This is a genomic window from Enterobacter sp. BIDMC 29, assembly GCF_019378755.1.
GTDB classification, from domain to species: Bacteria; Pseudomonadota; Gammaproteobacteria; order Enterobacterales; family Enterobacteriaceae; genus Enterobacter; species Enterobacter ludwigii.
This window is the reverse complement of the sequence record NZ_CP080000.1, coordinates 1,157,406-1,178,366: the sequence shown is the minus strand read 5'-3', so window position 1 is coordinate 1,178,366 and position 20,961 is coordinate 1,157,406. Positions and strand designations below refer to the sequence as shown.

The following is a 20,961-nucleotide window of genomic DNA, read 5'->3' as shown; positions in this document are numbered from 1 at the left end:
GGGGTTCGCGATGCTGAAAACAATGCAAAAACATGGCGTCACGCTGGCCATTTTCGCCGCGGTCCTCACCGGACTGACGGCCCTGGTGAACAACCTGACCAAATCGACCATCGACGAACAGGCGGTGAAGCAGCAAAAAGCCCTGTTCGATCAGGTGATCCCCCCTGATTTCTACGATAATGACCTGCAGAAAAGTTGCTTCGTGGTCCAGGCACCTCAGTTAGGCAAAGGCCCGCACCGCGTCTTTATTGCCCGTAAGGGAGATAACGCGGTAGGCGCGGTGATGGAAGCGACGGCGCCCGATGGCTACTCCGGGGCGATTCAACTGCTGGTCGGCAGCGATTTCTCCGGTACCGTGTTGGGTACGCGCGTGACGGAACATCATGAGACGCCAGGCCTGGGGGATAAAATTGAAACCCGTCTGAGCGACTGGATTTTGCATTTTGCCGGAAAAGTGATCCACGGCGAAGCGGATCCTGCGTTTGCTGTGAAAAAGGATGGCGGCGAGTTTGACCAGTTCACAGGGGCAACCATTACCCCACGGGCCGTGGTCAATGCCGTAAAACGAGCCGGGCTGTATGCGGAAACGCTGCCCGCGCAGATGAACAATCTTCCGGCCTGTGAGGAGTAATCATGAGCCAGGTTAAAGAGGTTATCGTCCAGGGATTGTGGAAAAACAACTCCGCGCTGGTACAGCTGCTGGGGATGTGTCCGCTGCTGGCAGTGACATCCACCGCCACCAACGCGCTGGGTCTGGGGCTGGCAACCACGCTGGTTCTCACCCTGACCAACCTGTCCATCTCTGCCCTGCGCCGCTGGACGCCATCGGAAATCCGTATTCCGATTTACGTCATGATCATCGCGTCGGTGGTGAGTATCGTCCAGATGCTGATTAACGCTTATGCGTTCGGTCTGTATCAGTCGCTCGGGATCTTTATTCCCCTCATCGTAACCAACTGTATTGTGGTCGGGCGCGCGGAAGCTTTTGCCGTGAAAAACAGCCCGGCGATGTCGGCTCTGGATGGCTTCTCTATTGGTATGGGGGCAACCGGTGCCATGTTCGTGCTCGGCTCAATGCGTGAGATCCTGGGTAACGGAACGCTGTTTGATGGCGCAGATGCGCTGCTCGGCGGCTGGGCTAAAGCGCTGCGCATCGAAGTCTTCCACACCGATACGCCGTTCCTGCTGGCCATGCTGCCGCCAGGCGCGTTTATTGGCCTCGGCATGATGCTGGCGATAAAATACCTGATTGATGAAAAACGTAAGCGCCGCGTGGCTGAGCGCAGCGTACAGGAAGGGATACCCGAGAAGGCCTCATGAATAAAGAAAAGCGCATTGCGATCCTGACCCGTCTGCGGGATGAGAACCCACATCCGACGACGGAGCTGAATTTTAACTCCCCGTTCGAGCTGTTGATCGCCGTGCTGCTCTCTGCGCAAGCTACCGACGTGAGCGTTAATAAGGCGACCGCCCTGCTTTATCCGGTCGCCAACACGCCAAAGGCGATGCTGGAACTGGGCGTGGACGGGGTGAAGTCCTATATCAAAACCATCGGTCTGTTTAACAGCAAGGCTGAGAACGTGATCAAAACCTGCCGGATCCTGCTGGAACAGCACGGGGGGGAAGTGCCGGAAGATCGCGCCGCGCTGGAAGCATTACCCGGCGTGGGACGCAAGACTGCGAATGTGGTACTTAACACCGCGTTTGGCTGGCCGACTATCGCCGTTGATACCCATATTTTCCGCGTCTCTAATCGCACGAACTTCGCACCGGGCAAGAATGTCGAGCAGGTTGAAGAGAAACTGCTAAAAGTGGTTCCCGCCGAATTTAAGGTGGATTGCCATCACTGGCTCATTCTCCATGGCCGTTATACCTGTATTGCCCGTAAGCCTCGCTGTGGCTCCTGTATCATCGAAGATCTCTGCGAGTACAAAGAGAAAGTGTATCCCTGATATCTTGCGCTTTTCGTTTTCTGTCGCAACGGCAATTCCTTACCAAAAGAGGGTCTACCAGAAGACCTTCTTTTGACCATAATTTATCCGCCTTCCTTACCGCTTCCCTTATCACTTGTTCGAGCCTTTAACGCTCAAACAGGTTAATACTTTTTTCATGGCCGAAAATTTCTATACATATGTGATCAAGATCACCCTGATAACTTCGTGTTGAATTTTTGTTGTTAAAAGCGGCGTAAACCCTTTGCCAGACAAGATCAAACTCATTACGAGCAACACATAAGACCAGCTATTTTTCAGAATATGGGCTATATCACTGCAATAAACCTCAAATAGCAGAACATATCGCCATTGAGGGCAAATTATGGGTGAATGCCAGTCAAAAAAACTCCCTTTACAGATCGTATGAAATTTAACGCTGAATAACATTTGTATGAACCGCCGATTATAGCGGCCTAGTTATATGTAACAGATTATTACAAACGTATTGCCAGACGGTGCAGGATAGTGAACATTACCCGCCGTTTCTCCTCCCAATATAACTATAAGGCGGATGGACTACGGCCATCACGCGATGAACACCCCCGTTAATATGGGATGTAAAAAAAGAGGTATATGTGTCGACTGCAAACAATAAACCAACAGATGAAAGCGTAAGTCTTAACGCTTTTAAACAACCTAAAGCGTTCTATCTCATCTTCTCTATCGAGTTATGGGAGCGTTTTGGTTATTACGGCCTGCAAGGGATCATGGCGGTTTACCTGGTAAAACAGCTGGGTATGTCCGAAGCAGATTCCATTACGCTGTTCTCCTCTTTCAGTGCCCTGGTGTACGGTCTGGTCGCTATCGGCGGCTGGCTGGGTGATAAAGTCCTCGGGACTAAACGTGTCATTATGCTGGGTGCGATTGTCCTGGCCGTTGGCTATGCGCTGGTTGCATGGTCTGGTCACGATGCCGCTGTGGTGTATATGGGTATGGCGACTATCGCCGTCGGTAACGGTCTGTTCAAAGCGAACCCGTCTTCCCTGCTCTCTACCTGTTACAACAAAGATGACCCGCGTCTGGACGGTGCATTCACCATGTACTACATGTCCGTGAACATCGGTTCCTTCTTCTCCATGCTGGCAACCCCGTGGCTGGCCGCTAAATTCGGCTGGAGCGTTGCGTTCTCCCTGTCCGTTGTCGGTATGCTGATCACCGTGGTTAACTTTGCCTTCTGCAAACGCTGGGTGAAAGACTACGGCTCCAAACCAGACTTCGAACCGGTTCACATTGGCAAACTGCTGGCGACCATTGTCGGCGTGGTGATCCTCGCGGCAATCGCAACCTGGCTGCTGCATAACCAGGGCATCGCGCGTGCGGTTCTGGGTGTCGTTGCGCTGGGTATCGTGATCATCTTCGCGAAAGAAGCCTTCGCCATGCAGGGTGCCGCTCGTCGTAAGATGATTGTGGCCTTCATCCTGATGCTGGAAGCGATTATCTTCTTCGTTCTGTACAGCCAGATGCCAACGTCTCTGAACTTCTTCGCTATCCGTAACGTTGAACACTCAATCCTGGGTATCGCGTTCGAGCCGGAGCAGTATCAGGCCCTGAACCCGTTCTGGATCATGATTGGTAGCCCGATTCTGGCTGCTATCTATAACAAGATGGGCGACCGTCTGCCGATGCCGCACAAATTTGCTATCGGTATGCTGCTGTGTTCTGGCGCATTCCTGGTACTGCCGCTGGGTACGAAATTTGCGACTGACGCCGGTATCGTCTCCGTTAACTGGCTGATCCTGAGCTATGCGCTGCAGTCTATCGGTGAACTGATGATCTCCGGTCTGGGCCTGGCGATGGTTGCACAACTGGTTCCTCAGCGTCTGATGGGCTTCATCATGGGTAGCTGGTTCCTGACCACTGCGGGTGCCGCTATCATCGCAGGTAAAATTGCAAACCTGATGGCCGTGCCGGATAACGTGACTGACCCACTGGTCTCTCTGAACGTCTACGGTACCGTGTTCATGCAGATTGGTATTGCTACTGCGGTTATCGCGGTTCTGATGATGCTGACTGCGCCGAAGCTGAATCGCATGACTCAGGACGACGACAAGACGGCGAAAGCGACCGAAACCGCTACCGCATAATGTCACTGAGAAACGACTGAACAGAAGCCGCTAATGTATTAGCGGCTTTTTTTTTACCCGTTCGCGCACTAACATAGCTGAAACCTCAGCAAAAAGGAGTTACCGATGAAACTGTTCTACAAACCGGGCGCGTGCTCTCTTGCTTCCCACATTACCCTGCGCGAGAGCGGCAAAGATTTCACGCTGGATGGCGTTGACCTGATGAAAAAACGCCTGGAAAACGGCGATGATTTTTTTGCTATTAACCCGAAGGGACAAGTTCCGGCTCTGCTGCTGGATGACGGTACCCTACTGACCGAAGGCGTGGCGATTATGCAATTCCTCGCCGATAGCGTGCCCGACAGGCAATTGCTGGCACCGGTAAGCACGGTTTCTCGCTACAAAACGCTGGAGTGGATGAACTACATTGCGACCGAGCTGCACAAAGGCTTTACCCCGCTGTTCCGTCCGGAGACGCCGGAAGAGTACAAACCGACCGTACGTGCTCAGCTGGAGAAAAAACTGCAGTACGTTAACGCATCGCTGAAAGACGATCAGTGGATTGGAGGCGCGCGTTTTACAATTGCTGATGCCTATCTGTTCACCGTGCTGCGCTGGGCGCGGGCCATTAAGCTCAACATGGACGGGCTGGACCACATTGCATCGTACATGGATCGCGTAGCCGCGCGTCCTGCGGTGGCTGCAGCGCTTAAAGCAGAAGGGTTGAACTGACCGGCGCACTGTATTGCCGGGTGGCGCTGTCGCTACCCGGCTGACAGGAATGTGAACCGTTATAACCGGGTCGCGCTGAAGTAATGCTCCGGTTTCGCGATACGATCCTGTGCCGCGACCACCTGCAGTTCATACTCCTGCATCTCTTTCGTCGCCTTCATGATTTCGTACACCGCAGCAGTCACATGCTCAAGCGCATCCCGCAGCGTGGCCCCCTGAAGTAATTTCACCAGCAGCAAACCGCTTGTCACATCACCGACACCCACCGGCTGACGCATGCCGAAGTCCACCAGCGGACGGCTGATATGCCAGGCTTCGTCTTTCGTCACCAGCAGCATCTCAAAACGGTCCCTGCTCAGCCCTGCGCGCGCGAGATGTTTCACCAGGACAATCTCCGGCCCCTGGGCTATTAGCTCGCGAGAAGCGCTTACCGCCTCTTCTACGCTATTCACCGGATGCTCGCAGAGAATTTCCAGCTCAATCAGGTTCGGCGCAATAATATCGCTGGCCGGCAGCGCGTGACGCACATGGAATTCAGCCACGCCGGGGGCCACGATACAGCCTTTCTCCGGATGCCCCATAACAGGATCACAAAAGTATTTCGCCGCCGGGTTTGCCGCTTTCACCTGGCGGACAATGCCCAGGATATGCTCTCCCTGCTCTGCCGAACCGAGATATCCGCTCAGTATCGCATCACAGCGTTTTAGCTGATCGATATTGGCAATGCCCTGCACAATGTCGGTGAGGTGCGAAGGCGGCATCACGCAGCCGGTCCATTGACCGTATTGTGTATGGTTTGAGAACTGCACGGTATTGAGGGGCCAGACGTTGGCACCGAGGCGGCGCATCGGAAATTCCGCGGCGCTGTTGCCAGCATGCCCAAAGACCACGTGGGACTGAATGGCGAGGATGTTCTTCATTTTTACTTACCAAACCCTGAAAAAACAAAAGGGGCGTGGTTTCCCACGCCCCTGGATACTTTTAATTATTTCCAGCAGACCAGACAGTAGTTTTTCTTACCGCGACGCAGAAGCGTGTAGCGGCCATACAGACGATCGCTGTCAGCGAAGGTGTATTCCGGGTCGGCCTGTTTTTCACCGTTAATGGTGATAGCGTTCGAGGCGATGGTTTTACGCGCCTGACCGCGGGATGGCTGCAGCTCGGAGTCCACCAGCGCCTGCATCAGGTCGGCACCTTTTTCCATCTCAACCATCGGCACGCCATCCTGCGCCAGCTGTTCGAAGTCCGCTTCGCTCAGATCGCTCAGCGTCCCGTTGAACAGGCTTGCAGTAATGCGTTTTGCCGCGGCCAGACCTTCTTCACCGTGAACCAGTTTGGTCACTTCATCAGCCAGTACGTACTGAGCACGTGGCGCTTTACCGCTGGTTTTGTCTTCTTCTTCCAGAGCATTGATCGTCTCAATGTCCATAAAGGTGAAAAACTTCAGGAAGCGATAAACATCGGCATCCGCCGTGTTAATCCAGAACTGGTAGAATTTGTACGGGCTGGTTTTCTTCGGATCAAGCCATACCGCGCCGCCTTCGGTTTTACCAAATTTGGTGCCGTCGGCTTTGGTGATCAGTGGAACGGTCAGACCGAAGACCTGGTTCTGGTGCAGACGACGCGTCAGATCGATACCCGACGTGATGTTGCCCCACTGGTCAGAGCCGCCAATCTGCAGGCAGACGCCGTGCAGTTTATTCAGGCAAGCAAAGTCATAACCCTGCAGCAGGTTGTAGGAGAACTCGGTAAAGGAGATGCCCTGGTCGTCACGGTTCAGACGCTGCTTCACCGCTTCTTTGTTAATCATCTGGTTAACAGAGAAGTGTTTGCCAATGTCGCGCAGGAAGGTCAGCACGTTCATGCCGCCAAACCAGTCATAGTTATTGGCCGCAATCGCAGAATTGTCACCGCAGTTAAAGTCGAGGAAAGGCGCAACCTGTTTGCGGATCTTATCCACCCACTCCTGCACGGTGTCTTCGGTGTTCAGTTTACGCTCGGCAGCTTTAAAGCTTGGGTCGCCAATCAGACCGGTCGCGCCGCCAACCAGTGCGACAGGCTTGTGGCCCGCCATCTGGAAGCGTTTCAGGCATAACAATGGAACAAGATGCCCCAAATGCAAGCTGTCAGCGGTAGGATCGAAGCCGCAATAGAGCGCGATCGGGCCTTGCGCCAGTCGCTCTGCTAACGCTTCCTCGTCCGTCACCTGAGCCACAAGGCCCCGCTCTTGCAATTGTTTAATCAAGTTACTGCTTGCCATCAAATTCTCCATGTATAAACGACTGCACCTTTGCCGGTACACGACTTTTCGCCTGATGCGAAAGGTACATAGAATAAAGCGCAAGCGCGGCCTGCGCTAGCGCTTAAATCAACAAATTTCGGCGATTACGGTGCCAGCCTGTCGATTTTCCAGCCGCCATTTTCACGCTGGTATAAAAAGCGGTCATGCAGACGGTGTTCGCCGCCCTGCCAGAATTCCATCTGCTCGATCGGAATGCGGAAGCCCCCCCAGAAACTGGGCAACGGAACTTCGCCCTGCTGGAATTTCTGCTTCAGTTCGAGGAATTTGCTTTCAAGCACGCCACGCGCCGAAATGCGGCTGGACTGTTTTGAGACCCAGGCACCAATCTGGCTGTCACGCGGACGGCTGTGGAAATACTTCACCACTTCCAGCGTGGAGAGACGCTCTGCTTTGCCGGTGACCATCACCTGACGCTCCAGCATATGCCACGGGAACAGCAGGCTGATACGAGGATTGTTTTCTAAATGGTGTGCCTTACGACTGCCCAGGTTGGTGTAAAACACCAGGCCTTTCTCGTCATAATGTTTGAGCAGGACGATACGCTGATACGGTTGACCGTTTTCATCTACCGTTGCGACAACCATTGCCGTTGGGTCGGCGAGTTTCGCTTCGCAGGCCTGTTTCAGCCAGCGTTCAAAAAGCACGAGAGGTTCGGCGGGAAGATCCTGGCGACGCAGGCCGCCTTTGGTGTATTCACGGCGCAGATGCGCAATTTGCTGCAGTTCGTCGTTATCTGACATGGCGTTAGCTGACATTGACATTGGGTGGCGCTATTGTGCGCCGCCCCTGTAAAAATCTCAACGCTTCGGATTTTCGAGCTGGCAATTGTTCAGCACAATACGGTCGCGTTTGTAGACGGTGGCACTGTCGCCTTTCGACCAGAAGACATAAATTCCGTCCGTGTAGCGTGCGCCGGAGGCAGAAATGCCCTGCTTGAGGGTGAGCAATTTGTTGTCGTAGACAAAACTGGCTTCCTGACGCGGATTGTTCAGCTTAACGGTCAGCGGTTTTTCATCACAGCGATACTCCAGGGTATCGGTCTGCATGCGATCAAGGAACTGGTTGTAGACGCTGCATCCTGACAGCAATAAAGGCGCGGCAATAAGAAGAAGTTTTTTCATGGGCGTATTCCGAAGACTTTCCTGGTCCTGGAGGGCATGGCTGCCCTCCTGTTTCATTCCATTCTAACGACCACACGCCGCGCTGAATTTCAGTTAACTCTGATTATGACGCGGATTCGCCGGGAAAATGGCCCCGAGGACGCTGGCCTCACGTGCGCCAGTCACCGACGGCAAATTGCCCGGAAGCCCGGCAATGGTGCGCCAGGCAAGCCAGGCAAAGGCCAGCGCTTCCATATCATCGCCGCTGATGCCGGCTTCATCGGTGGTCGTCACCTCGGTACCCGGCAATAACCCGGCAAGACGTGCCATCACCAACGGGTTACGGCTGCCACCGCCGCACACCAGCAGGCGTTCGCAGCCACCGCTGAGAAGAACCTGTTCCGATATCGAAACCGCCGTTAACTCGGCGAGCGTCGCCTGGACATCCTGCGGTGCAAGCGCCGGGAACTGCGCCAGCTGACGTTCGAGCCAGCCATAGTTGAAATATTCGCGCCCCGTGCTTTTGGGCGCCGGTAAAGCGAAGTACGGATCGCTTAGCATGGACTGCAACAGCGGGATGATCACTTTGCCTTCGCTGGCCCACTGCGCGTCTTTATCATACGCCTGACCACGCTGACGCCAGATCCAGGCATCCATCAGCATGTTACCCGGGCCGGTGTCATAGCCGCGTACGGGTTGATCCGGGATAAGCAGAGACAGGTTGGCAATACCGCCAATGTTCAGCACCATTCGGCGCTCTGTCGGATGGGTCAACAATGCCTGATGAAAAGCGGGCACCAGCGGCGCGCCCTGCCCGCCAAGCGCAATATCGCGACGCCGAAAATCACCGACTACGGTTACGCCCGTCTTCGCCACAATCTGGTTATTGTCGCCGATTTGCAGGGTATGCGGTGCGTCGCCGACCGGCTCATGCCAGACCGTTTGTCCGTGACAGCCGATGGCGACGACATCCTGCGGGCGAAGCTTTTCTTTATGCATCAGGGCCAGTACCGCATCGGCAAACAGCGCCCCCAGCCGCACATCAAGCTGACCAAGCTGAGAAAGCGTCAGTTGTTGCCCCTGACAGACACTGAGAATGTCCTCTTTCAGCGCCAGGGGGATAGGCCAGGTCAGGCTCGCCTGCTGTGCCACCATGTTTTCATCAATAGCGGCCAGAACGACGTCTACGCCATCCAGACTGGTACCCGACATCACACCAATGTAGCGACCCGATTTCATGCGCTTTCCTTACGTTGCGTGGGCTAATGCTCTCCACTCAACCATAAACAGCGCCGCTTTGCTATCCGGCGATAATATTTTTTAACAATCTCAGAAAGGTAACCTGCCGGGTACCCGTTTATGTCTCGTTAAGTTAAATTCAAGTACAATTTTCTTATTGTTAGTGCAAAGATATGAACTATGGCCCCTTATGCCATATAATTTAGCCATAACGGATGCCCGCCATCGGGCGTTTTTGGTGAACAGGAGATTCAAATGATTTTACGTGTACTGGGCGTTTCGCTGATCGGTTTAACCCTTGCAGGCTGTGTGAATGACAGTTCACTTTCTGGCGACGTGTACAGCGCTTCTGAAGCCAAACAGGTTCAGAGCGTCACTTACGGTACCGTTGTTAACGCACGCCCTGTACAAATTCAGGGTGGCGATGACAGCAACGTGATGGGTGCCATCGGCGGTGCTGTGCTGGGTGGCTTCCTTGGTAATACCGTGGGCGGTGGCACGGGTCGTTCGCTGGCCACGGCAGCAGGTGCCGTTGCAGGTGGTGTTGCAGGCCAGGGCGTTCAGGGTGCAATGAACAAAAGCCAGGGCGTAGAACTGGAAATCCGTAAAGATGATGGCAGCACCATCATGGTAGTACAGAAACAAGGTAATACCCGTTTCTCTGCCGGCCAGCGCGTTGTTCTGGCGAGCAACGGAAGCCAGGTCACCGTTTCTCCACGCTAATTCAAACTGGATGTGGTCATCAGACCACATCCATTTAACAAATCCGTTTAGCGAAGCCAGTAAACAAAGCCAGTAAACAAATCTATTTACATATAATATAATTATCAGCAATATATTTACAAAAAACATTCCCGCCATGAATCATTAAGCGCGGTATATCTTGTTCCTGCGCAAAGTATTTACTCTCCACGCCTGTTACTCTCTTTCTTACTTTACATTTTTTAATTTTATTATTCCGTCAAATCCCTATGCTTGCACTACAACGATATTTTAAGAACCCTTATATTACATTCTGTTTTGGATGCATCGTCGTCGTTGGAATATTACAAGGTCTCTTTGTAAAACTGGTAGAATTAGTTCCTTCATTCTCACCGCTGCTATTCCCGACACTTACCATATTTTTGCTGGTATTCCACCTGTTTATTGCCTGCTTCATGGTCATGAAATACTGGTGCGACAGACGGCGGTTGTACCTTATCGCCCTCGCCTCGGCCTTCGCCGGGTCGACGATGCTGATGGCCGGTACCCTGTCCAGCTTCCCGTCATGGCTGGATCTCTATCAGTTCAATGTTGTCGACTATAACGACGCCATGATCTTCTTTATGTTCCGTCATATTCTTATGGCGGTGCTGATAATAGTCTCAGCTTTGCTCTATTCTATTCGGGATTATCCCCTTTCACGCCCCGCGCATATTGCCGTGGTTATCGGTACAATGCTGTTTACGGTTTCAATGGTCGCCCTGGCCTGGTTCTGCTCCAGCCACTCGGCACTGATAACACTGGATCTGGTGGATAATGAAACCCGGCAATTTATGGTTCTCTGGAGCCAGGTCATAAATATCTTTTTGATTCTTCTCTGGGTTGTGGCGTTAGCAACGTTAATGACGATTACCCGGGTGCGGAATCTTTTTTGGGTTGGCGGTAATTTCTTATGTGTCTGTTATGTCCTGACGCTCTCATTACTGTTAGCCGGCGGACATGCCGAGGACACGTCCTGGTATCACGCTCGCTTATTCGAAACCGTGGCGACGCTGATGATTATTTTTGTCCTGCTGTACGACGTCTTTAACCTGTATCGCGACTCGCACATGAAGTATCAGCAGTCTTATCAGAACTCGATCCGCGACCCGCTGACGCGCCTCTACAACCGCAGTTATTTTTACGACGCCTTAAATCAGGCACTCAGCATCAGCAAAGCCAACCACCCTGTGTCGGTTATCGTCAGCGATCTCGACCGTTTTAAGCGCATCAATGACTGCTACGGCCATCTGCAGGGAGACAAAGTATTGCAGTTTGTCGCCAACCTGCTGATGGATTCCGTCCGCCCGCAGGACATCGCGGCACGTATTGGCGGGGAAGAATTTGTCCTGATGCTGACCAATACTTCGTCGGAAGCAGCGTACCAGGTGGCTGAACGCATACGGCTAAAGCTGAGCAGTTTTGATAAGGTCAGCAGCGGGGGTCAGTTACCTGAATCCATCACGATTAGCATGGGGGTATTTACCGCCACCTCTCCGACGACGACCGCTGAAGCGTGCGTGGAGAATGCTGACAAGGCGATGTATGAAGCAAAAGAGACCGGGCGTAACCGCGTCGTTGTGTCGAGGTAAAAAAGGCCTTGCTGCTGCAAGGCCTTGTGATGGTGTCAGTCGCGTGACTGCAGCTCATGGATGTTCTGCTCAAGGCGTCCAATGAGGCTGATGAGCAGTTCAAGCTCTGCGGGTGAAACCCCGGAAAGGATTTCGCCGCGCGTTTTGGTGATAACGGCTTCCATTTCAGTAATGATAGGGGCCGCTTTCTCAGTGAGCTTAATCCGCTTAGCGCGACGATCGCTGGCGCAGGTTTGCCGGGAGATGAGTCCTTTCTCTTCCAGTTGGTCAAGCGTACGTACCAGTGACGGTTGCTCAATGCCGATCGCTTTTGCCAGTTGAATTTGTGACTGGTCGGGTGGCAGCTGATGAATGTTATGCAGCGTGACCCAGTGCGTCTGTGTCAATTCCAGAGGTTTCAGGCGATGGTCAATCAGAGCACGCCAGACGCGTACCAACCTTGCCAGATCAGAACCTAATGGCGATTCCAATTTCATCTCCTTATAATTAGCTTGCTAAGTTATTATACTGATTTTAGAATAGTGTGCAGCATTTGTATTGGCAAAACAAATGCAATACTGCATTCATCGAACTTAAAAGGATGACTTACACTGAATTGTGATGTTCCATCAGATTAAGACTCGCCCTCGCGGCATTTTGTTCACTGCAAAGGATCTCTGCCCGTGACGTTTTTTCAAAGCTCCGTGGGACTCCCCCTTCAGGACCTGATTTTCGGTGCGTCAGTCTACTTTCCGCCCTTGTTTAAGGCCGTCCTGGTCGGCTTTATGATTTGGCTCATAGCCCATCGCCTGCTTCGCGACTGGATGTACTCCGGCGAGATTTGGCACCCCATGTTAATGGATCTCTCCCTGTTTGCCCTTTCCGTATGCCTGGGCCTTGCTGTCTTGATTGTGTGGTGAATATGCCCCTGAAAACGCTGAAGTACTTTTCCACGCTGATTGTTCTTGCCCTAGCCCTGGTTGCCGGGTGGTGGCTCTGGAATTTTTATATGCAGTCACCCTGGACACGTGACGGCAAAGTGCGGGCTGAGCAGGTCAGCATTACCCCACAGGTGTCGGGCAGCATTACGACGCTTGTCGTGAAAGATAACCAGTACGTTAAAAAGGGTGACGTGTTATTCCGTATCGACGACACCCCCTATCATATTGCGATCCTTAACGCCCAGGCACAGCTGGCGAAGGCCCAGTCTGATTTAGCGAAAGCCAATAACGAAGCCAATCGCCGTCGACACTTGTCGCGCAGCTACATTTCCGCAGAAGATTTAGATACTGCCAATATCAACGTTAAGGCCATGCAGGCGAGCGTGAACGTCGCGGAGGCGACGCTCAAACAGGCGCAGTGGGAGCTGACACAAACCGTTATTACCGCGCCAGTCGATGGATGGATCACCAACCTGTCAGCCCGCGTGGGGAATTATGCCACCGCCGGGCAACCCGTTTTCGCCCTTGTCGACAGCCACTCGTTCTATGTGGTGGGTTATTTTGAAGAAACCAAGCTTCGCCATATTCGCGAAGGGTCTCCCGCTACCATTACGCTTTACAGCGGTTCGCAGAGGTTACAGGGTCACGTCTCCAGCATTGGCCGCGCCATTTACGATCAGAGTGTTGAAATGGATTCAGGCCTGGTACCGGACATCAAACCGAACGTGCCGTGGGTACGTCTGGCTCAGCGCGTACCGGTTCGTGTGGAGTTTGACCATTTACCGCAGGGCATAACGCTGGTCTCCGGCACAACCTGCACCGTCGCCATCGGGACCCGTTGATGAACCTGCAGGCCTTCTCCTGGCGAAATACGCCGTGGATGAAAGCGACACGTCCGCAGTGGCGCTATGCGCTGCGTAATGGCATTGCGATGTGTCTGGCGCTGACTGTCGCCTATTACCTCAACCTTGATCAGCCCTACTGGGCAATGACCTCTGCCGCGGTGGTGAGTTTCCCCACCGTCGGCGGGGTGATCAGCAAGAGTCTTGGACGTATTGCCGGCAGCCTGTTGGGTGCCACCGCAGCGTTAATCATTGCAGGTCATACGCTGAACGATCCGTGGCTTTTTTTGTTGAGCATGGCGATATGGCTGGGCTTTTGTACCTGGGCCTGCGCGCACTTTACGAATAACGTTGCCTATGCCTTCCAGCTGGCCGGCTATACCGCCGCCATTATCGCCTTTCCGGTGGTGAATGTGCTCGATACCACCGAGCTGTGGGACATCGCTCAGGCGCGCGTCTGCGAAGTGATTGTCGGTATTCTGAGCGGCGGTTTCATGATGATGATCCTGCCGAGCACTTCCGATGGCACCGCGCTTATTACTGCCCTGAAGACCATGCATACCCGTTTACTGGAGCATGCAAGCCTGCTCTGGCAACCGGATACCAACGACGACATCCGTCTTGCGCACGAAAAGGTGATCGGCCAGATCCTGACCATGAATCTGTTACGCATTCAGGCCTTCTGGAGCCACTATCGCTTTCGTCGTCAGAACACCCTGCTGAACTATCTGTTGCATCAGCAGTTGCGTATGACCAGTTCAATCTCCAGCCTGCGCCGGATGCTGCTCAACTGGCCCACGCCCCCTGCACATACGCGCGCCGTAATTGAAACGCTGCTCGCGGCGCTTGCACGCCCGGATGCCGACATCTACACCGTCGCGAAGATTATCGCCCCGCTCGCGCCAGTAGATGAGTACGATTACCGTCACCGCGCCTTCTGGCAGCGTCTCAACTATTTTTGCCGGTTGTATCTGCGCAGCAGCCGCTGGATTAACGCCGTGGAAAATGCCACCCCGGTCACCGAGTTCGCTGTCCCCGGTAGCCCGGCGCTGGCACGACACACAGACTCGATGGAGGCACTGTGGAGTGGTTTTCGTACCTTTTGCGCGCTCACGCTGGTTGGCGCGTGGAGTATCACCCCCCAGTGGGAGTCAGGCCCTGCGGCCCTGACGCTTGCGGCTATCAGCTGCGTGCTGTACTCCGTCGCCGCGTCACCGTTCAACTCCCTCACGCTGTTGCTGCGCACCCTGGTGCTGCTCTCGCTGTTTAGTTTTGCCGTGAAGTTTGGGTTGATGGTGCAGATAAGCGACCTGTGGCAGTTCCTTCTGTTCCTGTTCCCGCTGTTAACCACCATGCAGCTGCTGAAGCTGCAAATGCCCAAACTCGCGGGGCTGTGGGGACAGCTGATTGTGTTTATGGGCTCGTTTATCTCCGTCACTAACCCGCCGGTTTATGACTACGCCGATTTTCTCAATGACAATCTGGCGAAGATCCTTGGCGTTGGGCTGGCGTGGCTGGCATTTGCGGTGTTACGTCCGGGTTCAGATGCGCGCAAGAGTCGCCGGCATATCCGCGAGTTACGCAGAGGTTTTGTCGACCAGTTGAGTCGAAAACCGCATTTACGTGAAAGTGAGTATGAATCGCTGGTCTATCACTATGTCAGCCAGCTCAATAACAGCCAGGACTCCCTTTCGCGCCGCTGGCTGTTGCGCTGGGGCGTGGTGCTGTTGAACTGCTCTCACGTGGTCTGGCAACTTAGGGCATGGGAAACACGGTCCGACCCGCTGTCGCAGGTTCGTGATGTCTGCATCACCCTGCTACGCGATGTCATGAGCGAACGCGGTGTCCAGCAGCGGCCACTGGAAACCACGCTTGCTGAACTTCAGCGAATTTGCGATACCCTTGCGCACCACCACTCGCCTGCAGCACGAGATTTAGCCTCGATAATCTGGCGCCTGCACTGCTCGCTGTCGCAGCTGGAACAGGCACCGGCTCCGGGTACAATTGGGGATCACATCACCCCGCAGGCATAGCGAGCCCCGCCACCGCCAAGCGGTTTTGGCTGATCGGACATATTGTCGCCGCCGACGTGGATCATCAGCGCCTTGCCTTTCACTTCATCCAGCTTTTTCAGCCGCGGCGCGACAACGGGATCCGTGGCTTTGCCGTCGTTATTCACCACCAGCACCGGCAAATCGCCCAGATGTCCCATGCCGTCAGGACCTTCATGCTTACCGGTATGTTGTGGGTCGAGGTGGCCGCCTGCCGCCTCCGCAGCCGAGGCTTTACCCTCTTTTAATGCGGGCTGACAGCTACCGTTGGCATGGACATGGAAACCATGTTCGCCAGGAGGAAGGGCTTTGAGATTGGGCGCGAATTCCAGTCCCTTGTCGGTTTCAGTGATTTTCACCGTGCCGATGGACTGACCTACACCCTGAGAGGTGACGAGATTCATTTCCACTTCATCACTGGCCGCCTGCGCACCTGCACAGACCACCAGCGTGACGAGAGCCAGAGTAAAACGCTTCATATGACCTCCACGGGTTGTTTTTTGCCCCTTAAGTTTATACCAGGGGCAAAGATTTCACCGGAAAGTCACGTTTTACCGGTTACGGTACGTCGTAACCCAGCGCCGCTTTGCGGATGCGGAACCACTGCTGACGGGTCATCTGCAACTCTTCCGCGGCAATGGCGGCGCGTACGCGTTCAATTTTGCCCGAGCCAATGATTGGCAGTGGTTTTGACGGCAGACGCAGGATCCACGCGTACACCACCTGTTCGATGCTTCCGGCATTCAGTTCGCGGGCAATGGTCTCAAGCTCAGTGCGCAGCGGCTGGAATTCATCATCATTAAACAGGCGTCCGCCGCCCAGGCACGACCACGCCATCGGACGGATACGCAATTGCTGAAGCTGATCGAGCGTGCCATCCAGCAGCAGCGGCTGATGAACCGGAGAAATTTCAACCTGGTTGGTGGCCAGGGTAAACGGCAGACGAGACTGCAGCAGCGCAAACTGTGCAGGGGTAAAGTTTGATACGCCGAAATGACGCACTTTGCCGCTTTGATGCAGATTCAGAAACGCTTCGGCCACCTCATCGGCATCCATCAACGGATCAGGGCGGTGGATCAGTAGCAGATCGATATGATCGGTCGCCAGATTAACCAGCGACTGTTCGGCGCTCTTAATGATGTGCGCGCTGTCGGTAATGTAATGGCCGAGAGCATGTTCCGGTTTTGCCGTCGTGGCAATCCCGCATTTGGTGACGATCTCCATGCGTTCGCGTAACGCAGGAACCAGTTTGAGTGCCTCGCCGAACGCGGCTTCACACTGATAGCCACCGTAAATATCAGCGTGATCGACCGTGGTGATCCCTAAGTCGAGATGCTCTTCAATAAAGCTTGCCAGCTGGAGGGGGGACATATTCCAGTCCATCAGGCGCCAGTAGCCCATCACAAAGCGGGAGAATTCTGGCCCCTGGGGGGCAAGGGTAATTCGCTGAACCATAACATTTTCCTCAAGGACGTGATGTCATGAGTATACGCAATTACCGTGTTAAAACAGTGAAGGTTGCTGGGGTTCTTCGGTGTCACCGGCTTTGTTTGCGCGTATTTTGCGCAGAAGTCGCTGTCGACAGAGACGGAGCACCTCCTGTTTCTGCGTGTCGCTGAAGTGTTGCCAGTTAAAACGCTCATCGCGCGTGCGCATGCAGCCACGGCAATATCCGCGTTCATCCACCTGACAAATACCCCGGCACGGGCTCTGGATGGGGAAAAACTCCAGTTGCTCTGCCACACTCACCTCCCGATAACGACTATCACCTACAGTGAAGACGCTAAACGTCCCGCGTGCAAGGGCTTTACCACAGTTTTGTGGCATTAAGGTTTCACTAATCTTCGTTCTCTATACTCGCCCCATCATTAAAATTGCAGGTTTTCTGATCGATGTGGCTAATCAAAAAGTTACAATGTAACGATATAAAATTTACTCTGGGCTGTGCACTTTTCTTTACCGTATTAAACGCGCTGTTTATTCAGCGTAGCTGGGCTATTATCGCGCCCGCGCATATCCATGACGTCCTCTTTGCCGCGTCCGTTCCACTGGTGCTGTTTTGCGGCTGGGTCATTGTTTTTAGTCTGCTTAATATCCCGTTTATCCGTAAGCCGCTGCTGATTGTCTTGACCGTCGGATGCGCCGCCGCGACTTACTTTATGTATACCTACGGCGCGGTTATCGATCAGAACATGATTGTTAACGTGTTCGAAACCAACTCTCAGGAAGCCACTGCCCTGGTGACGCCGCAGATGATCCTGTGGATTGTCGTTGCCGGTCTTGTTCCGTCCGTGGTGCTGGCCATGATCCGCATTCGCACCGGGAAATGGTGGTACGCCCTGCTGACCCGTTTTGCCGCAATGCTCGGCGCCCTGCTGGTTATCATCCTCATCGCCGCCCTGTTTTATAAAGACTACGCGTCGCTGTTTCGCAATAACAAAAGCATCGTCAAAATGGTGACCCCCGCAAACTATGTCAGCGCGATGGTCAAATACAGCAAAATGCGCTGGTTTGCAGGCGATCAAACGCTGGTCCGGATCGGTGAAGATGCCCATAAAGGGCCGCTGATTGCAGGCCAACAAAAGAAAACCGTGCTGGTGCTGGTCATCGGCGAAGCGTCACGCGCCGCGAACTACTCCTTGAATGGCTACGGGCGTGAAACAAACCCCGAGCTGAAAAAGCAGGATGTGATTAACTTCCCGCAGGCCTCCTCCTGCGGCACCGAAACAGCCGTTTCCGTGCCCTGCATGTTCTCCGGTATGACGCGCAGTAAATACGATGCCGACCTGGCCCATCACCAGGAAGGGTTGCTGGACGTGCTCGCCCATGCGGGGATCAATATGCTGTGGCGTGACAATGATGGCGGTTGTAAAGGCGCCTGCGATCGCGTTCCCCATACCGACATGACCCAGTGGAAACTCGATCAGTTCTGCAAAGACAACTCCTGCATTGACGATGTGAACTTCACCCGTCTGGACAATGTTCTGGATGGCCTGAAGCAGGACTCCGTACTGGTCATCCACCTGATGGGCAGCCACGGCCCGGCATACTATCGCCGTTATCCGGATAATTTCCGCAAATTTACGCCAACCTGCGATACCAATGAAATTCAGGATTGCGATCACCAGGCGCTGATGAATACCTATGACAACACCATCCTGTATACCGACAGCATGGTCAGTAAAACCATCGATGCCCTAAAAGCGCGTCAGGCGAGCATGAATACCGCCCTGATTTACCTTTCGGATCACGGGGAGTCGCTGGGCGAAAGCGGGATTTATCTGCACGGCACGCCGTATATGCTGGCCCCAGAGCAACAAACGCACATTCCGTTTATGTTCTGGTTATCACCAGACTATGCGAAAAATTTCGGCGTCAACGCGCAGTGTTTACGTGACCATGCAGCAAAAAATGCGGTTTCGCAGGACAATTTGTTCTCTACCGTATTGGGTATGATGGACATTAAATCAAAGGTTTACCAACAACAGCTGGATATTCTGAACGCATGTCGCCACTGAACACGCTTGCAATAGACCGAACGGTCTATTAGAGTGCGGCCATGAGCAGAAATACAGAACACGATACCCGAGAACATTTACTGGCGACCGGCGAGCGACTTTGCATGCATCGCGGGTTTACCGGTATGGGGTTGAGCGAGTTATTAAAAACCGCTGAGGTACCGAAGGGGTCGTTTTATCACTACTTCCGGTCCAAAGAGGCGTTTGGCGTGGCAATGCTGGAGCGGCACTATGCCAGCTACCATCAGCGCCTGGCAGCGCACTTCGCCACGGGCGAAGGTAATTATCGCGATCGTGTTCTGCACTTCTATCAGGAAACGCTGAACCAGTTCTGTCAGCAGGGCATCATCAGCGGTTGCCTGACGGTAAAACTTTCTGCCGAAGTGTGCGATCTTTCAGAAGATATGCGCACAGCAATGGATAAAGGGGCCCGCGGGGTTATCGCCCTCATGGCACAGGCGCTGGAGAAAGGCCGCGATGAAAAAACGCTGACTTTTCCCGGCGAACCTTTAACCCAGGCGCAGGTTTTATACGCCCTCTGGTTAGGCGCGAACCTGCAGGCCAAGATTTCACGCAGTGCGGTGCCGCTTGAAAGCGCACTGGCACATGTAAAAAGTAGCATTACTACGCCTCGCGTATAGCAGGCGTTTTTATTTACGTAATTACTAGACGACTGGTCTACTCAGGAGCCTTTATGTCCGCTGAAAAATTATTTACCCCCTTGAAAGTGGGTGCCGTTACCGCGCCAAACCGTGTGTTCATGGCCCCGCTTACCCGTCTGCGCAGCATTGAGCCGGGTGATATCCCTACCCCGTTGATGGGTGAATATTACCGTCAGCGCGCAAGCTCTGGCCTGATCATCACCGAGGCCACTCAGATTTCTGCTCAGGCTAAGGGTTACGCTGGCGCACCAGGTCTGCACAGCCCGGAACAGATTGCCGCGTGGAAAAAAATCACGGCTGGCGTTCACGCTGAAGAGGGTCGTATTGCCGTCCAGCTGTGGCATACCGGTCGTATCTCTCACAGCAGCATCCAGCCTGGCGGTCAGGCACCGGTTTCCGCCTCTGCCCTGAGCGCGAACACCCGCACCTCCCTGCGCGATGAAAACGGCAATGCGATCCGCGTTGATACGTCTATGCCGCGCGCTCTTGAACTGGACGAGATCCCGGGGATTGTTAACGATTTCCGCCAGGCCGTGGCGAATGCGCGTGAAGCCGGTTTCGACCTGGTTGAACTGCACTCCGCGCATGGTTATCTGCTGCACCAGTTCCTGTCACCGTCCTCTAACCATCGTACCGACCAGTACGGCGGCAGCGTTGAAAACCGTGCGCGCCTGGTGCTGGAAGTGGTGGATGCCGTATGTCAGGAGTGGAGCCCGGACCGCATTGGTATCCGCGTTTCCCCGATTGGTTCTTTCCAGAACGTTGATAACGGCCCGGACGAAGAAGCGGATGCCCTTTATCTGATTGAAGAGCTGGCAAAACGGGGTATCGCGTATCTGCATATGTCCGAGCCAGACTGGGCCGGTGGTCAGCCTTACACTGAAGCCTTCCGTCAGAAAGTACGCGAACGCTTCCACGGTGTGATCATCGGTGCAGGGGCATATACCCCTGAGAAAGCTGAAGATCTGATTAGCAAAGGTTTGATCGACGCCGTTGCATTTGGTCGCGATTTTATCGCTAACCCTGATCTGGTCGCCCGTCTGCAGCAGAAAGCCGCGCTGAACCCTCAGCGTCCGGAAAGCTTCTACGGCGGCGGCGCTGAAGGTTATACCGACTACCCTACCCTGTAATCTCTTCATTGCTCATTGATAGCGGCGACCTTTCGCCGCTATACTAAAACATCGTTTCTGTTCAAATAGATATTC

General features: G+C 53.9%; 22 protein-coding genes. 13 read left to right on the top strand and 9 right to left on the bottom strand.

Features of this window, described 5'->3' with window-relative positions; genetic code table 11:
- Positions 1–10: 10 nt before the first annotated feature.
- The 5 genes from rsxG (at position 11) to gstA (ending at position 4,789) form a co-directional block, all read left to right on the top strand.
- Positions 11–631 (top strand): electron transport complex subunit RsxG, encoded by a 621-nt coding sequence (rsxG, locus tag JTA15_RS05305; protein WP_020884325.1) that lies wholly within the window; start codon positions 11–13, stop codon positions 629–631.
- Between the two features lie 2 nt (positions 632–633).
- Positions 634–1,320: an electron transport complex subunit E gene (locus JTA15_RS05300; protein ID WP_014169798.1), complete on the top strand. Its 687-nt coding sequence runs from the start codon at positions 634–636 to the stop codon at positions 1,318–1,320.
- Positions 1,317–1,952, top strand: a complete 636-nt coding sequence (gene nth / locus JTA15_RS05295) for an endonuclease III (protein ID WP_014169797.1) — start codon at positions 1,317–1,319, stop codon at positions 1,950–1,952. Before JTA15_RS05300 ends, nth begins: the two co-directional genes overlap by 4 nt.
- Before the next feature lie 617 nt (positions 1,953–2,569).
- The gene (gene dtpA / locus JTA15_RS05290) at positions 2,570–4,078 is read left to right on the top strand and encodes a dipeptide/tripeptide permease DtpA (RefSeq protein ID WP_014169796.1); all 1,509 of its coding nucleotides are present in this window, start codon (positions 2,570–2,572) and stop codon (positions 4,076–4,078) included.
- 105 nt (positions 4,079–4,183) lie between these two features.
- Positions 4,184–4,789 carry a glutathione transferase GstA gene (gstA, locus tag JTA15_RS05285; protein WP_014169795.1) on the top strand — a complete coding sequence of 202 codons (606 nt, stop codon included), beginning with the start codon at positions 4,184–4,186 and terminating at the stop codon, positions 4,787–4,789.
- Positions 4,790–4,848: 59 nt separating this feature from the next.
- On the opposite strand, the gene pdxY is transcribed toward gstA, so the two are convergent.
- The 5 genes from pdxY to anmK form a co-directional block, all read right to left on the bottom strand.
- Entirely contained in the window at positions 4,849–5,709 is an 861-nt protein-coding gene (gene pdxY / locus JTA15_RS05280) for a pyridoxal kinase PdxY (protein WP_014169794.1), read from the bottom strand.
- Between the two features lie 65 nt (positions 5,710–5,774).
- Positions 5,775–7,049, bottom strand: a complete 1,275-nt coding sequence (gene tyrS, locus JTA15_RS05275) for a tyrosine--tRNA ligase (protein WP_032678025.1) — start codon at positions 7,047–7,049, stop codon at positions 5,775–5,777.
- A 125-nt stretch (positions 7,050–7,174) separates the two neighbouring features.
- Positions 7,175–7,831, bottom strand: a complete 657-nt coding sequence (gene pdxH, locus JTA15_RS05270) for a pyridoxamine 5'-phosphate oxidase (protein WP_025204349.1) — start codon at positions 7,829–7,831, stop codon at positions 7,175–7,177.
- A gap of 57 nt (positions 7,832–7,888) precedes the next feature.
- A complete protein-coding gene (gene mliC, locus JTA15_RS05265) occupies positions 7,889–8,212 on the bottom strand; it encodes a C-type lysozyme inhibitor (protein WP_020884329.1) in 324 nt (107 codons plus the stop codon).
- A 93-nt stretch (positions 8,213–8,305) separates the two neighbouring features.
- Complete coding sequence (anmK, locus tag JTA15_RS05260; RefSeq protein WP_020884330.1) at positions 8,306–9,430, bottom strand: anhydro-N-acetylmuramic acid kinase; 1,125 nt, start codon at positions 9,428–9,430, stop codon at positions 8,306–8,308.
- 255 nt (positions 9,431–9,685) lie between these two features.
- Between anmK and slyB the strand changes: the two genes are divergently transcribed.
- Complete coding sequence (gene slyB, locus JTA15_RS05255; protein WP_014169789.1) at positions 9,686–10,153, top strand: outer membrane lipoprotein SlyB; 468 nt, start codon at positions 9,686–9,688, stop codon at positions 10,151–10,153.
- A 248-nt stretch (positions 10,154–10,401) separates the two neighbouring features.
- Positions 10,402–11,763, top strand: coding sequence for a GGDEF domain-containing protein (locus tag JTA15_RS05250; protein ID WP_219372932.1), 1,362 nt, complete (start codon positions 10,402–10,404; stop codon positions 11,761–11,763).
- A gap of 35 nt (positions 11,764–11,798) precedes the next feature.
- Here JTA15_RS05250 and slyA read toward each other — a convergent pair whose 3' ends face one another.
- Positions 11,799–12,239 (bottom strand): transcriptional regulator SlyA, encoded by a 441-nt coding sequence (slyA, locus tag JTA15_RS05245; protein WP_014169785.1) that lies wholly within the window; start codon positions 12,237–12,239, stop codon positions 11,799–11,801.
- A 186-nt stretch (positions 12,240–12,425) separates the two neighbouring features.
- Here slyA and JTA15_RS05240 point away from each other — a divergent pair, with 186 nt between their 5' ends.
- From JTA15_RS05240 to JTA15_RS05230, 3 genes are read left to right on the top strand one after another with little or no spacing between them, the layout of a single operon-like run.
- A complete protein-coding gene (locus JTA15_RS05240; protein WP_020884333.1) occupies positions 12,426–12,662 on the top strand; it encodes a DUF1656 domain-containing protein in 237 nt (78 codons plus the stop codon).
- Between the two features lie 2 nt (positions 12,663–12,664).
- Positions 12,665–13,525, top strand: coding sequence for an HlyD family secretion protein (locus JTA15_RS05235; RefSeq protein WP_219373231.1), 861 nt, complete (start codon positions 12,665–12,667; stop codon positions 13,523–13,525).
- Complete coding sequence (locus JTA15_RS05230; protein ID WP_219372931.1) at positions 13,525–15,558, top strand: FUSC family protein; 2,034 nt, start codon at positions 13,525–13,527, stop codon at positions 15,556–15,558. The genes JTA15_RS05235 and JTA15_RS05230 overlap by 1 nt, the downstream gene beginning before the upstream one ends.
- On the opposite strand, the gene sodC is transcribed toward JTA15_RS05230, so the two are convergent.
- The 3 genes from sodC to JTA15_RS05215 all read right to left on the bottom strand — a co-directional run bounded on the left by sodC (position 15,537) and on the right by JTA15_RS05215 (position 17,319).
- A complete protein-coding gene (sodC, locus tag JTA15_RS05225) occupies positions 15,537–16,055 on the bottom strand; it encodes a superoxide dismutase [Cu-Zn] SodC (protein ID WP_020884336.1) in 519 nt (172 codons plus the stop codon). The two genes, JTA15_RS05230 and sodC, sit on opposite strands and share 22 nt — an antisense overlap.
- A gap of 79 nt (positions 16,056–16,134) precedes the next feature.
- A complete protein-coding gene (locus tag JTA15_RS05220) occupies positions 16,135–17,031 on the bottom strand; it encodes an aldo/keto reductase family oxidoreductase (protein ID WP_014169781.1) in 897 nt (298 codons plus the stop codon).
- 48 nt (positions 17,032–17,079) lie between these two features.
- Positions 17,080–17,319, bottom strand: coding sequence for a DUF1289 domain-containing protein (locus tag JTA15_RS05215; protein WP_020884337.1), 240 nt, complete (start codon positions 17,317–17,319; stop codon positions 17,080–17,082).
- A gap of 149 nt (positions 17,320–17,468) precedes the next feature.
- Between JTA15_RS05215 and eptA the strand changes: the two genes are divergently transcribed.
- The 3 genes from eptA to JTA15_RS05200 are packed head-to-tail and all read left to right on the top strand — an operon-like array spanning position 17,469 to position 20,886.
- A complete protein-coding gene (eptA, locus tag JTA15_RS05210) occupies positions 17,469–19,094 on the top strand; it encodes a phosphoethanolamine transferase EptA (RefSeq protein ID WP_040017306.1) in 1,626 nt (541 codons plus the stop codon).
- A gap of 41 nt (positions 19,095–19,135) precedes the next feature.
- Positions 19,136–19,735 (top strand): TetR/AcrR family transcriptional regulator, encoded by a 600-nt coding sequence (locus JTA15_RS05205; RefSeq protein WP_014169778.1) that lies wholly within the window; start codon positions 19,136–19,138, stop codon positions 19,733–19,735.
- Positions 19,736–19,788: 53 nt separating this feature from the next.
- Positions 19,789–20,886, top strand: a complete 1,098-nt coding sequence (locus tag JTA15_RS05200; protein ID WP_020884339.1) for an alkene reductase — start codon at positions 19,789–19,791, stop codon at positions 20,884–20,886.
- Positions 20,887–20,961: the final 75 nt, after the last annotated feature.

What these genes read in the sequence shown, in the direction of transcription:
- rsxG (WP_020884325.1), top strand. Translation starts at nt 11, where the DNA reads ATGCTGAAAACAATGCAAAAACATGGCGTCACGCTGGCCATTTTCGCC.
- JTA15_RS05300 (WP_014169798.1), top strand. Translation starts at nt 634, where the DNA reads ATGAGCCAGGTTAAAGAGGTTATCGTCCAGGGATTGTGGAAAAACAAC.
- nth (WP_014169797.1), top strand. Translation starts at nt 1,317, where the DNA reads ATGAATAAAGAAAAGCGCATTGCGATCCTGACCCGTCTGCGGGATGAG.
- gstA (WP_014169795.1), top strand. Translation starts at nt 4,184, where the DNA reads ATGAAACTGTTCTACAAACCGGGCGCGTGCTCTCTTGCTTCCCACATT.
- pdxY (WP_014169794.1), bottom strand. Translation starts at nt 5,709, where the DNA reads ATGAAGAACATCCTCGCCATTCAGTCCCACGTGGTCTTTGGGCATGCT.
- tyrS (WP_032678025.1), bottom strand. Translation starts at nt 7,049, where the DNA reads ATGGCAAGCAGTAACTTGATTAAACAATTGCAAGAGCGGGGCCTTGTG.
- pdxH (WP_025204349.1), bottom strand. Translation starts at nt 7,831, where the DNA reads ATGTCAGATAACGACGAACTGCAGCAAATTGCGCATCTGCGCCGTGAA.
- mliC (WP_020884329.1), bottom strand. Translation starts at nt 8,212, where the DNA reads ATGAAAAAACTTCTTCTTATTGCCGCGCCTTTATTGCTGTCAGGATGC.
- anmK (WP_020884330.1), bottom strand. Translation starts at nt 9,430, where the DNA reads ATGAAATCGGGTCGCTACATTGGTGTGATGTCGGGTACCAGTCTGGAT.
- slyB (WP_014169789.1), top strand. Translation starts at nt 9,686, where the DNA reads ATGATTTTACGTGTACTGGGCGTTTCGCTGATCGGTTTAACCCTTGCA.
- JTA15_RS05250 (WP_219372932.1), top strand. Translation starts at nt 10,402, where the DNA reads ATGCTTGCACTACAACGATATTTTAAGAACCCTTATATTACATTCTGT.
- slyA (WP_014169785.1), bottom strand. Translation starts at nt 12,239, where the DNA reads ATGAAATTGGAATCGCCATTAGGTTCTGATCTGGCAAGGTTGGTACGC.
- JTA15_RS05235 (WP_219373231.1), top strand. Translation starts at nt 12,665, where the DNA reads ATGCCCCTGAAAACGCTGAAGTACTTTTCCACGCTGATTGTTCTTGCC.
- JTA15_RS05230 (WP_219372931.1), top strand. Translation starts at nt 13,525, where the DNA reads ATGAACCTGCAGGCCTTCTCCTGGCGAAATACGCCGTGGATGAAAGCG.
- sodC (WP_020884336.1), bottom strand. Translation starts at nt 16,055, where the DNA reads ATGAAGCGTTTTACTCTGGCTCTCGTCACGCTGGTGGTCTGTGCAGGT.
- JTA15_RS05220 (WP_014169781.1), bottom strand. Translation starts at nt 17,031, where the DNA reads ATGGTTCAGCGAATTACCCTTGCCCCCCAGGGGCCAGAATTCTCCCGC.
- eptA (WP_040017306.1), top strand. Translation starts at nt 17,469, where the DNA reads ATGTGGCTAATCAAAAAGTTACAATGTAACGATATAAAATTTACTCTG.
- JTA15_RS05205 (WP_014169778.1), top strand. Translation starts at nt 19,136, where the DNA reads ATGAGCAGAAATACAGAACACGATACCCGAGAACATTTACTGGCGACC.
- JTA15_RS05200 (WP_020884339.1), top strand. Translation starts at nt 19,789, where the DNA reads ATGTCCGCTGAAAAATTATTTACCCCCTTGAAAGTGGGTGCCGTTACC.